Below are 12,881 nucleotides of genomic sequence, written 5' to 3'. Positions count from 1 at the left end.
GTCACACCGACGCCCGTGCTCCTCACGTCACGACATCAGTCCCGCGAAACGAAGTGCGCGGAGATCTTGTTCCACACCGCCGGGGTGATGCCCATGCTCAGGTGGTCATAGGCCATGCCCTCCTGCTTCGCGTCGGCGGTCTTCTTCGTCGTCGTCCAGCCCTGGGTCAGCTGCGTCATCGCCGCGATGCTCGCCTCGAAGAGGACGCCGTCGCTGCGCAGCGTGGACGTGGTGGACGTCATGCCGTCCGTCTCGAAGGGCTGCGAACCGCCCGCCGTGCCGTACAGCACGTAGAGCGACGGCAGGCGCGAATCCAGGCCGTGCTCCGCCAGACGCGTGATGAACTTGCCGCCCATCTCCATCGCCGCGTTGATGCCCAGGCCGTCCATGATGCGGTACTTGCCGTAGTTCAGCGAGTCGTACGCCTCACGGTTCTGGTTCGTGTTGTACGCGTGGTACGCGAAGCACGGCGAGCCCACCGGGTCGAACGCCGTCGTGCGGCATACGCGGTGGTCGCTGGACGCCATGTAGCCCGCGGCGACCCAGGGGTTGTAGGGGTTGTAGACGAGCTTCGTGTCCAGCCAGGGGAAGTAGCGGTTCTCGTCCGGGTCGATGTTGTCCCACGCGGACGCGCTGCGGTCCGGGATGGGGTACGTGCCACGCAGGTCATACGCCGCCTGCAACTGGCCCGGGTACGCCGTCACGTACTTGCCGCTGGTGTTCACCGCGCCGAAGAGGCTCATGTTGTAGTCGTCGAAGTTGAACGACGACGAAGACAGGCCCTGGTTCGTGTTCAGCGTCTGCAGCGAGCTCGCGTAAACCGGAGTGCCCGTGCTGGACAGGCCCGTGATGTTCGACAGGTAGATGCGGCGGAAGTAGTCCGTCCACACGCCACCGGAATCCTTGCACACGCTCTCCGCGTAGGGGTTGTTGAACCAGGGCACGCTGTAACCAAACGTCACGCACTGCATCGCGGAGAAGTACGTCCACGGCATCGGGCCACGGCCCACCGGCGCGTTGGAGGCCGTGCTCGCGATGGTCAGCGTGTGGATGGGGTGGCGGAAGTTCAGGTCGATGCCCTTGTGCGGACCGGACAGCGGCACGTACACGCGCACCGAGTCGTCATACGCCGGCACCTGCGAGGCCTGCTCCTTCGCCAGACGCTCGAAGAAGCGCGTCGTGCTGAAGCCGCCCCACGTGGCAGCGTTCTCCAGCCAGGGGTCCACCGCCAGCACGCCCTTGCTCCACGCCACCACGTCCACCCGCGCCACGCCAGGGTGCAGCGCCTTCACGCGCTGCACGGCGTTGGCCACGTGGATGGCGTGGTTGAAGTTGTCGCCGTGGAACGAGCCGAACGTCAGCGCGTACACACAGCGGCCCTTCGACTCCAGGTCCTGCACCATGCCCGTCAACTGCGACGCGCCGCCGTAGGTGCCGCCCGAACCGTTGTTGCCGTTGGGGAACATCCAGACGTTGCCGTCCTGGATGGCGCCGTGCACCAGCAGCGTCGGCGTCAGGTTGACGTTACAGGTGCGCGCCGCGGTGGCCCGCCCCTTGTGCAAGAGGACGAAGCGCGCCTCCGGCTTGGTGGGGCCGGGCGTGGGGCAGGTGGCCCCCGTCGTCGTGGCACAGCTGTTCGCGTAGTAGAGGTTGAACGCGTTCACCAGCTGCTGGTTCAGCGAACCAAAGTACGTCCGCAGCGGGTAGTCGCTGGACTGGTACGTGTCCTGGTCCCGCAGCTTCAGCGTGCGCGGGTTGTAGTACTCGGACCGGAAGCGCTGACGGCCTTCCAAGAGCTCAATCTGGCCCCAGGACCACGAGGGCGGCGTGTACGTGCCCACCACCCGGTAGTTGGTGGTGAAGTTGGTGGGGATGGCGTCGAAGTACGGCGCCAGGTCCGCGTCCAGCGGGGCCTCGGCCGTGGCGATGGACTCCGGAGCCTCCGGAGCAGCGGGGGCTTCCGCGGTGGGTTCCGCACCGCAGCCAGCCAGCAGCGCTGCGGCGGTGAGTGACAACGTCCAGGTGCTTCGCATGCGTACCTCCATGGGGGGTGACGGTTGCGGCGACAGCAGACTGCGACGACAGACAAGCGGACGCGCGCGGACACACGACGGGCCCCAGGGGCTCCCCGGAAGGCCTCGCGTGCCTCACCGCGCGTCAGGAAACGGCGGAACGCCTAGCGGTTGTGCTCCAGCAGGAAGGGGACGAGCAGGTCGTGGAACTCCTTCGTCTTCTCCAGGTGCGGGCTGTGGCCCGTGTCGTGGAGGACGACCTCGCGGTAGCGGCCGCCGTTGGCCGCGTAGCGCTCCATCACCTTGCGCATCTGCGACACCATGGGCTGCGGCGGGTACTGCTCCTCCCCGGGCCAGCCGGGCACCGCGCCCAGCTTGCCCAGGAAGCCGAAGTCGAACAGTGACGTATCGGAAACGATGGCGTCGTCCGCGCCGCGGATCCACAGCACGTCCGGCCCGTTCTTCAGCGCCGCGAAGGCGGAGGTGTTGTAGTAGGCGGGCGCCATGGCGTTGTTCATGCCCGTGGTGCCCGGCGCCACGCCCGGCCAGTTGGGCGACTTGGCGAAGTTGCCCGGGTACAGCTCGTCCGACACGTGCGTGTCCAGCACGGAGTCCAGGAGCTTCTCCTCGTCCGGGTGGCGGAACGGCGGCTTCACGTAGCAGCCGTTCATCACGTTGCGCGGCGACGTCTGCGACTCCGTGGAGCGGTCCTTGTTCTTCAGCCGCTGCACGAAGTCCGGGTTGGCCGTGCCGCCGCCGGAGCCCGCGAAGTCCGCCCAGCACGGCGTGCCGTCCGCGTCCTTCGTGCCGCCGAAGCCGTAGGGCGACAGCGGCGCCTCCACCACCAGGCCGGCCACGCGCTCCGGGTGGTCCAGGGACAGTTGCATCACCATGCCCGCGCCCGCCGAGTGCGCCACGAACACCGCGCGCTTCAGGGACAGCGTGTCCATCAGCGCCACCAGGTCGTCGCTGAAGTCGCGCATGCCGCGCGTCGCGTGGATGGTCTTCTCCTCCGTGTGCCCGTAGCCGCGCATGTCCGGCGCGATGCCCCGGAAGCCCTGGGGCAGCGTCTTCATCAGCGACTCGAAGAACGCGGACGAGGAACAGTTGCCGTGCACGAAGATGACGGGAAAGCCCTCCTCGCCCACCAGCCGCGCGCGCACACGGAGCCGCTGCGTGGGGATGTCCCGGATCTCGACCTTCCTGGATGTATCAGCCATGTGCGCGCTCCTATGTGTGTTGCCTTTGAAGAGAAGAAAGTCCGTGCGTCACGAAGCGGCCCGCGCGTCCGCGGCGATGGCCGCCTCGCGCAGCTCGCGCTTCAGAATCTTGCCCGCGGCGGACACCGGCAGGGCCTTCACCAGCTCCACCCGCTTGGGGACCTTGAAGCGCGCCACCCGGCCTTTGAGGTGCTCGAGCAGCGCGTCCGCCGAGGCCTCGGCCCCAGGCTTGAGCACCACGTAGGCCCGGCCCGCCTCGCCCCACTTCGCGTCCGGCACGCCCACCACCGCGCACTGGTGCACGGCGGGGTGCTCGTACAGGACCGCTTCCAGCTCCAGCGGGTACACGTTCTCCCCCCCGGAGATGAACATGTCCTTCTTGCGGCCGGCGATGGTGAAGAAGCCGTCCGCGTCCACGCGCGCCAGGTCCCCGGTGTGGAACCAGCCGTCCGCGTCGATGGCGTCCTGGGTGCCAGCCTCGTCCTCGAAGTAGCCGGAGCACATGGAGGGCCCCTTCAGCACCAGCTCCCCCACCCCGCCCACGGGGACGGCCTTGCCCGCGTCGTCCACCAGCTTCGCGTCGATGAAGTAGTTGGGCCGGCCGATGGAGCCCGCCTTGGACACCGCGAACTCCGGCCCCATGCTGAAGATGCCCGGGCCGAACTCCGTCATGCCGAAGCCCTGCTTGAAGGGCACCGGGTGCACCGCCTGCCACGCCTGGAGCAGCGTCACCGGCAGGGGCGCGCCGCCGCTGGTCACGAAGCGCACGGAGGAGAAGTCCGTCCCCTTCCAGCGCGGCGAGTCCATCAACTGCTGGTACTGCGTGGGCACCGCGAAGAAGAGCGTCACCTTCTCCTTCGCGACGAGGCCCAGCATCTCGTCCGGGTCCCAGCGGCGCATCAGCACCACGGTGCCGCCCACGGTGAGCAGGGGCAGCGTGTAGACGAGCAGCCCGCCCGTGTGGAACAGCGGCGTGTGCGTCACCGTCACGTCGCCCTGGCGGATTTCATGCACCAGCGTGTTGAGCGTGTTCCACGCCACCATGCGGTACGACACCTTCGCGCCCTTGGAGCGGCCGGTGGTGCCGCCGGTGAAGAGCAGGCAGAGGATGTCCTCCTCGCTCACCGCGTCGTTGGTGACGGGCGCGGAAGGCGCGTACGCCATGGCCTTCTCGTACGGGTCGGCGCCGGGCAGCCCCTGCGCCTCCAGGGAGACCAGGCGCAGGCCGTCCCCCACGTGCTCGCGCACCTGGGCCACCGCGTCCTTGAAGTCGTCCCCGAAGAGGAGCACGCGCGGGCGGATGGCGCGCACGCCCTCCGTCAGCTCCGCCGCGTGCAGCCGCCAGTTGTAGGGCACGAAGATGGCGCCCAGCTTCCCGCACGCGAACAGCGTGTCCAGGTACTCCACGCCGTTGTGCGCGACGATGGCCACGCGGTCGCCGCGCTGCACGCCCACCACGTCCCGCAGCCAGCCCGCGAGCGCATTGGCGCGCGCGTTCATCTGCCGGTAGGTGAAGCGGCCCGCGTCCTTGCGCGCCACGTCCACCACGGCCACCGCCTCCGGCCAATAAAGGGCACCCCGCCCCATCCAGTCCCCGATGAACATGCGAAGAACTCCTGTCTGAATGAGGTGGGGTGTGGGGGGACTAAGCCGTCCAGCGGTAGAGGGCGGACGCCATGGCGAGACCACCGCCGCTGGCGCAGAAGGCGACGAGGTCGCCCTTCTTCACCTTGCCCTGCACCACCGCGTCATCCAGCGTCATGGGAATGCAGGCGGAGCCCGTGTAGCCCCACTTGTCCATCGTGTAGTGCGCCTTCTCCATGGGCTGGTTCAGCGCCTTCATGGTGGCTTCGATGGTGCGCAGGTTGAGCTGCGTGAAGACGAACAGCTTCACGTCGTCCAGCGTCTGGTCCGCGCGCTTGAGCAGCGTGTCCAGCAGCATGGGCCAGCGCTCGGTGTTGAACGTGGAGGGGAACTTGCGCACGAACTGCACCGCGGGCTTGCCGTCCGTCAGCGCCAGCGTCTCCGCCGTGGCGGGCCGGTTCGTGCCGCCGGTGTAGATGCCCAGCGCGTCGTGGTACTCGCCGTTGGCCAGCAGCTTCGCGCCCAGGAAGCCCGGCTTGTCGGACGCGCCCAGCACCACCGCGCCCGCGCCGTCCGCGAACAGCGTGCAGGTCTTCTTGTCCTTCCAGTTCACGTACCGGGTCATCCCGTAGGCGCCCACCACCAGGATGCGCTGGTAGCTGTCGTCCGACGAAATCGTCTTGGACGCCACGTCCAGCGCCGTCACCCAGCCCGCGCACGCGGCGTTGATGTCGTAGGTGCCCGCGTTGACCGCGCCCAGCTTCGCCTGCACCACGGACGACGTGCCCGGGGAGAGGTAATCCGGCGTGTCACTGGCCACCAGCACCAGGTCCAGTTCCTTGGGGTCCACCTTCGCGCGGGCCAGGGCCTCCTTCGCGGCGGCCACGGCCAGGTCGCTGGTGGCCTGGTTGTCCGCCATCACGTGGCGCTGCTTGATGCCCACGTTCTGCTGGAGCCACTCGTCCACCTTCTCGCCGAGGATCTTTTCCACGTCGGCGTTGGTGAGGAGCTTCTCGGGGACGTAGCGGCCGGTGGACAGGATGTTCGCGTAACGCATGACGGTGATTCAGCTCCGGGGACCGCGTGACGGACGGCGGGGGGACGGCTTGGGGGGGGTGGGCTTCGAGGGCTTCGCGGGAACGGGCTGCAGAGGCGAGGGCAGGCCGTGGGACAGGAGCGCCATCGCCGTGTCGAGCACGCGCTCCAGGCCCATGTCCTCTTCCCAGAGCACCCAGCGCATGCCCAGGAAGTCGCCAATGCCCATGAGGCAGTAGGCGAGCGCCTCCGGATCCATCCGGCGCACCTCGCCCTTGTCCATGGCCTGCGTGAGGCCGCGCACGTAGCCCTTGGCGAAGCGGTCGTAGTAGCGGCGGTAGCAGTCCGCGTCCACGAACTCCGCCTGCCGCACCACGCGGTAGAGGTTGGGGTGCTGGCGCACGAACTGGAAGAAGGCGCGCAGGCCCTCGCGCTCCACCTCCAGGCGCGTGGTGCACCCGGCCGTGGACTCCGCGATGAGGCGGCGCAGGCGCGCGCCCAGCTCGTCCACCACCTCCACGAAGATGGACTGCTTGTCCGGGAAGTACACGTAGAAGGTGCCCAGCGCGACGCTGGCCTTGCGCGTGAGGTCCGCGATGGACGCGCGCTCGTAGCCCTTGTCGCCGAACACCGCCTCCGCGGCCTTCAACAGCTTCTGCCGCGTCCGCTGACCGCGCGGCGTGACGGGGACGCGTTCTGAAGTTGAAGGGCGATTCATCTTTCAGAACGGGTAGCACCCGGCCGACCGCCCTGTCAAAGCGGATGGATGGCTCCTTGCGTCAAAGACAGACACGGACGCAGGGCGTCAAACACGTCCCCGGCAGACGTCCAGGGTCGGGTGGAGGACCCTTCACCCACGTCAACCCTTTTGCATGCAAACGGACTTGCATTCCCCGGCATCTGCATATAACTTCACCGCCGTCTGCCAAGGATGCTTATAAAAATAAGGTCCCAAGCCCCATGGACGCCCTGGATTATCGAATCGTGGACATGCTTCAGCGCGATGGCCGGGCCACGCAGCTGGAGCTGTCACGCGGGGTGAAGTTGTCCCAGCCGGCGGTGGCGGAGCGCATCCGCAAGCTGGAGGAGAAGGGCGTCATCACCGGCTACACGGCGCGCGTGGACGCGACGCAGCTGGGAAAAGACATCACCGCCTTCATCGGGGTGAGCATCGAGCACCCCAAGCACTTCGAAGGCTTCGCGAAGAAGGTCGCCGAGCTGGAGGACGTGCTGGAGGCCCACCGGGTCGCGGGGCAGGACTCGTACGTCTTGAAGGTGAAGACCGCGAATACGCGGACGCTGGACTCGCTGCTCGTGGAGACGCTGCGCACCATTCCAGGTGTGACCCGCACGAGCACCACCATCGTCCTGTCGACCTTGAAGGAAGACACGCACGTGCGTGTCCCCGATGAGCTGTTGAACGGAGAATGAACATGAGCGCGGACGCTATGAGTGCACCCCTGCCCCCTCCTCCGGCCTACCGGCTGTCCCAGCGCATGTCCCGGATGAAGACGTCCGCGGTGCGGGAGATCCTCAAGATCGCCGAGCGCCCGGACATCCTGTCCTTCGCGGGCGGCCTGCCTGCCCCGGAGCTCTTCCCGAAGGACGCCATCGCCAAGGCGTTCGCGGACACCTTCGCCAGCGACGCGGACGGGCGCTCCGCGCTCCAGTACAGCACCACGGAGGGCTTCGCCCCCTTGCGCGAGTGGATCGCCGGGCACCTGGCTCGCAAGGGCCAGAACGTCCACGCGGACCAGGTGCTCATCACCAGCGGCTCGCAGCAGGGCCTGGACCTGGCGGGGAAGATTTTGCTCGACCCGGGCGACCTGGTGGTGGTGGAGGACCCCAGCTACCTGGCGGCGCTGCAGACCTTCGGCGGCTACGAGGTGGAGTTCGCCACCGTGCGCAGCGACGACGCGGGCATGGACACGGACGACCTGGCGGCCCTGCTGAAGAAGCGCCAGCCGAAGCTGCTCTACGTCATCCCCAACTTCCAGAACCCCAAGGGCACCACCCTGTCCCTGGAGCGCCGCAAGGCGCTGGTGCGGCTGGCGCAGGAGCACCGCTTCGTCATCCTGGAGGACGACCCGTACGGCGAGCTGCGCTTCAAGGGCGTGCACCTGCCGTCGCTGGCGTCGCTGGACGACCAGGGCGTGGTGCTGTCCCTGTCCACCTTCTCCAAGACGCTGGCCCCCGGCCTGCGCCTGGGCTGGGTGACGGGCCCCAAGGCGCTGCTCAAGCCGATGACCATCGCGAAGCAGGCCACGGACCTGCACACCGCCACGCTCGCCCAGCGCGCCACGGCGCGGCTGCTGGAGACGTTCGACTACGCGGGCCACATCCAGGCGCTGATGCCCATCTACGCCCAGCGCGCCAACGCGATGCTGGACGCGCTCAAGGCCCACATGCCCCAGGGCACCCAGTGGACCCGGCCGGACGGCGGCATGTTCCTCTGGGTGGAGCTGCCCGGCGGCCTGGACGCGGCGAAGCTCCTGCCCCTGGCCGTGGAGCAGAAGGTCGCCTTCGTCCCCGGCGCGCCCTTCTTCGCCAACGACCAGAAGCCCCAGTTCATGCGGCTGAACTACTCCAACCGCCCGCCCGAGCTCATCGTCGAGGGCATGAAGCGGCTGGGCTCCGTCATCTCCGACGCGCTGTAGCCGTCCGTCGTTCCGGGCAGCCCGGCCCCCAACGCACCGCGTCGGGGACCGGGGCCTCCCAAAAAGTTGAAGCTTGATTCAGGTTTCAGCCTCCGCGGCGCTGGCCAGCGCCCGTGCGGTGTGCGTACCCTGCGCGCGTTTTTTCGGAACGCCCAAGGAGAGGCACATGCAGCTGAAGGACCTGAAGATCATCGTGACGGGTGGCGCGCAGGGCATGGGCGCGCACTTCGCCCAGCGCATCCGTGAGGCGGGCGGCCAGGTGGCCGTTGGCGACGTCAACGAGGAGAAGCTCGCGGCGCTGCCGGCGGGCATCCACCGGCGCAAGCTGGACGTGTCCAACGAGCAGGACGTCACGGACTTCGTGCAGTGGGCGCACGGCGCCATGGGCGGCCTCAATGGCCTGGTCAACAACGCGGGCATCCTGCGCGACGCGCTGCTCGTGAAGAAGGACCGCACCACCGGGCAGATCAAGAAGCTGTCCACGGCGGACTGGAACGCGGTCATCGGCGTGAACCTCACCGGCGCCACGCTGATGGTGCGCGAGGTCGTCACCAAGATGGTGGAGACGGACCAGCGCCCCGGCGTCATCGTGAACATGTCGTCCATCGCGCGGCACGGCAACCGCGGCCAGTCCAACTACGTGTCCGCCAAGGCCGCGCTCGCCGCCAACACCGTCACCTGGTCGCGTGAGTTCGCGCCGTTCGGCATCCGCGTGGGCGCCATCGCCCCGGGCATGATTGAAACGCCCATGACGCAGGGGATGAACCAGAAGGCCCGCGACGCGCTGGTGGCCGCCATCCCGGTGGGCCGCATCGGCGAGCCGGAGGACATCTGGCAGGCCGTGAAGTTCATCGTCGAGTGCGACTACTTCAACGGCCGCACCATCGACGTGGACGGCGGCCACAACTTCTAGGCCGCGCAGCTTCCACCGCGCTCCGGACTCAGGCGCTCTTGCGCTTCCGGGGCGCGGGCTTCACCTCCACCCACTTCTCCGCCCACTTGCCCAGCTCGTCGATGACCTTCCAGAACGCCTGACCCTTCTGCGTCAGACGGTACTCGGAGCGGATGGGCGGACCCGGGTCCACGTGGCGCTCCACGATGCCCTCGGCCTCCAGGTCCTTGAGCCGCTCCGACAGGACGCGCTCGCTGATGGTGCCGATGCGCTCCGTCAGCTCCCCGAAGCGGCACGGCCCGTCCATCAGGATGCGCAGGATGACGCCCGTCCAGCGCCGGCCCAGCAGGTCCGCCGCCGCCAGGAAACGCGTGCACAGCGGGCTTGAGTCGTCATGCATCGTGTCCGCCTCCGCCCCGAGTATAGCGCCCGCCCTCTTTTCGCGGCACGCACTTACTTTTTGGAAGTAACTTGCGAAATAAAAGTGACACGGGTAGCCATGGGGTGTTCGCAACAAAGGACACCCCGCATGGCGACGACGAACACGGCCCTGGACACGGACGCGCTGGAGCAGCTCTTCATCGAGGCACGCACGCACTCGGGCTGGCAGGACCGGCCGGTGACGGACGAGACGCTGCGCCGCATCTACGAGCTGGCGCGCATGGCGCCCACCGCAGTCAACAGCCAGCCGGTGCGCCTGGTGTTCGTGAAGAGCCGCGAGGCCAAGGAGAGGCTCAAGCCCGCGCTGTCCCCGGGCAACGTGGACAAGACGATGCAGGCGCCGGTGACGGCCATCGTCGCGTACGACACGAACTTCCACGAGCAGATGCCCAAGCTGTTCCCGTCGCGCGACATGAAGAGCGTCTTCGCCGCGCAGACGCCGGAGGCGCGCGAGCAGTCGGCGTTCCTCAACGGCTCGCTGCAGGCGGGCTACGTCATCCTCGCGGCGCGCGCGCTGGGGCTGGACTGCGGCCCCATGGGCGGCTTCGACAAGGCGAAGGTGGACGCGGCCTTCCTCCAGGGCACCGGCTGGAAGTCCAACATCCTGCTCAACCTGGGCTACGGCGACGCGGCGAAGCTCTTCCCTCGCAACCCGCGTCTGTCCTTCGAGGACGCCTGCCGCATTGACTGACACCGTCCAATCCCAGACAGCACACTGGTCCCGCGGGTCAGTGGCGTTCGGCCGCTACAATCCTGAGTTTCTAGGTTAATCAGGAAGAAGCCGCCCCGCCGTCGGTTCCACCGGGGTGAACGCGGCGATAGACCGCCGCGGGGCCTCCTCCCGTTACAAGGGAAGCGGGGCTTGTGACGGGAGGATTTGGAGCGGAACTAGTACAGCTGTTCGAGCGGCATCATGGTGCCCGCCTCGAACTCGGGCGCGCGGCGCAGCTGGTCCAGCACGCGCGGAGCACACCGCAGGTGCAGCATGGGCAGGGAACCGCCCGGCTCGCTCATGGCGCGCACGGCGCCCACCAACTGGTGTGCCTCCAGCCAGCGCATGAAGCTCTCGCGGAAGCGGGCGTTCTCCGCCTGGCCTTCCTTGTAGATGTCCGCGCGCGAGCGCATGGGTGCCCGAGGAGACGCGGCGGCACGCTTCGGCGCGGCCGACTCCCGGGGCATCACCGTGACGTCGATGTCGCCGCCCGGCTGGGCGTCACGCTCCAGGCCACCGGAGCCCGGCAACGCACGCACCGTGCCCCCGCTGCCAGGCAGCGGATGCACGGCGGCGACGGAGGACATCCGGGCCGAAATGTCTTGGGGTTCGCCCGGCACGCCATTCTTCCTGCGCATGGCCACATCCTCCCCAGGTCCGGTGCTCACGTGGCACCGGCCCCGGCAACTACCGCGTCACCTGAAAACAGCCAGGCCCTTCCCCGTCCGGTGGTTCGCCGAGCGAGGGAGCTTGATGGCATTGGCCAGAATCAAATCTCTCACTTCCAATGCCGTCAAGTCAGGGGCACGGCAACGATACAGTGCGGCGATACCCGCGACATAAGGCGCCGCCATGCTCGTGCCACTCATTCGTTCATAGAACGCCTGATTGTTGCAGCGGCGTTCAGTAGACGAATACACATTCACCCCGTAGCCCATGACGTCGGGCACGACTCGCCGCCCCACGGCGCCGCTGGCCGAGAAAGTGGCCACGTTGCGCTCGAAGTCGACTGCCCCCACCGCCAACGCCTCCGGAAAGGCTGCTGGGTAACCAACCGTGTCGGGTCCACTGTTACCCGCCGCGACAATGGGCAGGATGTTGCTGTCCAGAAGCCGACGCAGCATGGCCTGCAGGGCGCGCTGGTTGAGCAGGTAGTCCGCCTCGGAGATGCCCGGGGGCGGCTGCAGCGGGAAGCCCAGCGACAGGTTGACGACGGCGGGACGTGACGCGTTCTCCGGGCGGCTGAACTGGTGCAGCAGCCACTCCATGCCGGCGGCCACGCGGCCCAGGCTGGTGCGGATGGTCTCCGACTCGATGACGGACGCGGCGTACAGGTCCACCTCCGGCGCGACGCCGTGGTGCACGCCCGCGGCGATGCCGCACACGTGGGTGCCGTGGCCGTCCGGGTCGAAGCCGCGCACGTCACGCGCGGGGTTGTGCGGCGAGTTGGGGAAGAGCGAGACGTAGCGGAACTGGATGGTCTTGCTCGCGTGCTCCGGGTGGTCCGCGTCCACGCCGGTGTCCAGGATGCCCAGCATCACACCCGCGCCGCGGATGCCCTGGGCGTGGGCCAGGGGGACTCCGGACTCGTCAGGCCACTCGCGCGTGGCGAGCGAGGACATGCCGCGGTTGCGCGGCCCCGTCTGGCCCGCGGACACCGGGCCGGGGAAGGACAGGGGCACCACGTCCGGGATGAACTCGAACTCCGCCGCCAGCTCGCCCCGGGCCGCGGCTTCCGCGTCCGGGGAGTAGAAGTGCGCCATGGTGGCGCCGATGAGCGGCATGAACCGGTAGCTGCCGGCCTCCGCGCCAATGGGCTCCGACACGGGCGCGCCCGGCAGGGGCGTGGCGTCCGCGGCCTTCGAGGCCTTCTTGCCCCGGGCGCTCTTGCGGCCGCGCTGCGCCTGGCCGCTGACCTCCGGCTTCATGCCGGGCAGCGTGGCGGACCGCAGGCCGAGCGCGGTGAGGGCATCCGGTGCCTTCTGGGCCGCGCTGAAGCGCAGCGCGGTGCTGCGGCTGAGGACGCGCTCGCCCTGCGCCGTGCCACGCACTCCGGGCCGGGCCTGCGTCTCGATGGACTCCTTGGGTACCAACAGGAAAGACTTCATGGCTGTGCTCCTTGGACCGCCTATCCGCGCCGGGCCCCGAAGGGGGAGCACCTGCGGTACGACCGCGCCCACCTGGGGACCCTGACAAGCCCCTTCGGATCCGGTGGGTCGGGCTCGCGGGCGTCGCCCGGAGCCGTTGCATCAGCTGCCCTCCCCTCTCCCCATGTGCTGGGGTCCAACCGGGGGATTTGACCGCGACCCCCTGACAAAAAATCACGGG

At 68.4% G+C, this 12,881-nt stretch carries 12 protein-coding genes; 4 read left to right on the top strand and 8 right to left on the bottom strand.

Annotation, left to right across the window (positions count from 1 at the left end):
* Positions 1 to 35 precede the first annotated feature (35 nt).
* The 5 genes from JYK02_RS23220 to JYK02_RS23200 form a co-directional block, all read right to left on the bottom strand.
* The gene (locus tag JYK02_RS23220) at positions 36 to 2,033 is read right to left on the bottom strand and encodes an esterase/lipase family protein (RefSeq protein ID WP_207054104.1); all 1,998 of its coding nucleotides are present in this window, start codon (positions 2,031 to 2,033) and stop codon (positions 36 to 38) included.
* A gap of 143 nt (positions 2,034 to 2,176) precedes the next feature.
* Positions 2,177 to 3,232, bottom strand: coding sequence for an alpha/beta hydrolase (locus JYK02_RS23215; RefSeq protein WP_207054102.1), 1,056 nt, complete (start codon positions 3,230 to 3,232; stop codon positions 2,177 to 2,179).
* Positions 3,233 to 3,280: 48 nt separating this feature from the next.
* Complete coding sequence (locus tag JYK02_RS23210) at positions 3,281 to 4,837, bottom strand: acyl-CoA synthetase (RefSeq protein ID WP_207054100.1); 1,557 nt, start codon at positions 4,835 to 4,837, stop codon at positions 3,281 to 3,283.
* A gap of 40 nt (positions 4,838 to 4,877) precedes the next feature.
* Positions 4,878 to 5,873 carry a 3-oxoacyl-ACP synthase III family protein gene (locus JYK02_RS23205; RefSeq protein WP_014400603.1) on the bottom strand — a complete coding sequence of 332 codons (996 nt, stop codon included), beginning with the start codon at positions 5,871 to 5,873 and terminating at the stop codon, positions 4,878 to 4,880.
* 9 nt (positions 5,874 to 5,882) lie between these two features.
* A complete protein-coding gene (locus JYK02_RS23200; RefSeq protein ID WP_207054098.1) occupies positions 5,883 to 6,569 on the bottom strand; it encodes a TetR/AcrR family transcriptional regulator in 687 nt (228 codons plus the stop codon).
* Positions 6,570 to 6,811: 242 nt separating this feature from the next.
* On the opposite strand from JYK02_RS23200, the gene JYK02_RS23195 reads away from it, so the two are divergent.
* The 3 genes from JYK02_RS23195 (at position 6,812) to JYK02_RS23185 (ending at position 9,421) form a co-directional block, all read left to right on the top strand.
* Positions 6,812 to 7,282: an Lrp/AsnC family transcriptional regulator gene (locus tag JYK02_RS23195; protein ID WP_207054096.1), complete on the top strand. Its 471-nt coding sequence runs from the start codon at positions 6,812 to 6,814 to the stop codon at positions 7,280 to 7,282.
* 2 nt (positions 7,283 to 7,284) lie between these two features.
* The gene (locus tag JYK02_RS23190; protein ID WP_207054094.1) at positions 7,285 to 8,508 is read left to right on the top strand and encodes a PLP-dependent aminotransferase family protein; all 1,224 of its coding nucleotides are present in this window, start codon (positions 7,285 to 7,287) and stop codon (positions 8,506 to 8,508) included.
* A 166-nt stretch (positions 8,509 to 8,674) separates the two neighbouring features.
* Positions 8,675 to 9,421, top strand: coding sequence for an SDR family oxidoreductase (locus JYK02_RS23185; protein ID WP_207054091.1), 747 nt, complete (start codon positions 8,675 to 8,677; stop codon positions 9,419 to 9,421).
* A gap of 28 nt (positions 9,422 to 9,449) precedes the next feature.
* Here JYK02_RS23185 and JYK02_RS23180 read toward each other — a convergent pair whose 3' ends face one another.
* Positions 9,450 to 9,800, bottom strand: coding sequence for a winged helix-turn-helix transcriptional regulator (locus JYK02_RS23180; protein WP_207054090.1), 351 nt, complete (start codon positions 9,798 to 9,800; stop codon positions 9,450 to 9,452).
* 129 nt (positions 9,801 to 9,929) lie between these two features.
* On the opposite strand from JYK02_RS23180, the gene JYK02_RS23175 reads away from it, so the two are divergent.
* Positions 9,930 to 10,532 carry a malonic semialdehyde reductase gene (locus JYK02_RS23175; protein ID WP_207054088.1) on the top strand — a complete coding sequence of 201 codons (603 nt, stop codon included), beginning with the start codon at positions 9,930 to 9,932 and terminating at the stop codon, positions 10,530 to 10,532.
* 197 nt (positions 10,533 to 10,729) lie between these two features.
* Here JYK02_RS23175 and popD read toward each other — a convergent pair whose 3' ends face one another.
* Together popD and popC are read right to left on the bottom strand one after the other, a co-directional pair.
* On the bottom strand, positions 10,730 to 11,191 hold the full coding sequence (gene popD / locus JYK02_RS23170) for a PopC secretion inhibitor PopD (RefSeq protein WP_207054086.1): 462 nt from the start codon (positions 11,189 to 11,191) through the stop codon (positions 10,730 to 10,732).
* Positions 11,192 to 11,248: 57 nt separating this feature from the next.
* Positions 11,249 to 12,661 (bottom strand): subtilisin-like protease PopC, encoded by a 1,413-nt coding sequence (popC, locus tag JYK02_RS23165; RefSeq protein WP_207054084.1) that lies wholly within the window; start codon positions 12,659 to 12,661, stop codon positions 11,249 to 11,251.
* Positions 12,662 to 12,881 lie beyond the last annotated feature (220 nt).

This window comes from Corallococcus macrosporus (assembly GCF_017302985.1).
GTDB lineage: Bacteria > Myxococcota > Myxococcia > Myxococcales > Myxococcaceae > Corallococcus > Corallococcus macrosporus_A.
Note: the sequence above shows the minus strand (reverse complement) of the source record. Positions and strands in the feature narration are given on the sequence as shown.

Coding starts and splice junctions, on each gene's coding strand:
- JYK02_RS23195 (WP_207054096.1), top strand. CDS start 6,812: ATGGACGCCCTGGATTATCGAATCGTGGACATGCTTCAGCGCGATGGC.
- JYK02_RS23205 (WP_014400603.1), bottom strand. CDS start 5,873: ATGCGTTACGCGAACATCCTGTCCACCGGCCGCTACGTCCCCGAGAAG.
- JYK02_RS23185 (WP_207054091.1), top strand. CDS start 8,675: ATGCAGCTGAAGGACCTGAAGATCATCGTGACGGGTGGCGCGCAGGGC.
- JYK02_RS23200 (WP_207054098.1), bottom strand. CDS start 6,569: ATGAATCGCCCTTCAACTTCAGAACGCGTCCCCGTCACGCCGCGCGGT.
- JYK02_RS23210 (WP_207054100.1), bottom strand. CDS start 4,837: ATGTTCATCGGGGACTGGATGGGGCGGGGTGCCCTTTATTGGCCGGAG.
- JYK02_RS23220 (WP_207054104.1), bottom strand. CDS start 2,033: ATGCGAAGCACCTGGACGTTGTCACTCACCGCCGCAGCGCTGCTGGCT.
- JYK02_RS23190 (WP_207054094.1), top strand. CDS start 7,285: ATGAGCGCGGACGCTATGAGTGCACCCCTGCCCCCTCCTCCGGCCTAC.
- popD (WP_207054086.1), bottom strand. CDS start 11,191: ATGCGCAGGAAGAATGGCGTGCCGGGCGAACCCCAAGACATTTCGGCC.
- JYK02_RS23215 (WP_207054102.1), bottom strand. CDS start 3,232: ATGGCTGATACATCCAGGAAGGTCGAGATCCGGGACATCCCCACGCAG.
- JYK02_RS23175 (WP_207054088.1), top strand. CDS start 9,930: ATGGCGACGACGAACACGGCCCTGGACACGGACGCGCTGGAGCAGCTC.
- JYK02_RS23180 (WP_207054090.1), bottom strand. CDS start 9,800: ATGCATGACGACTCAAGCCCGCTGTGCACGCGTTTCCTGGCGGCGGCG.
- popC (WP_207054084.1), bottom strand. CDS start 12,661: ATGAAGTCTTTCCTGTTGGTACCCAAGGAGTCCATCGAGACGCAGGCC.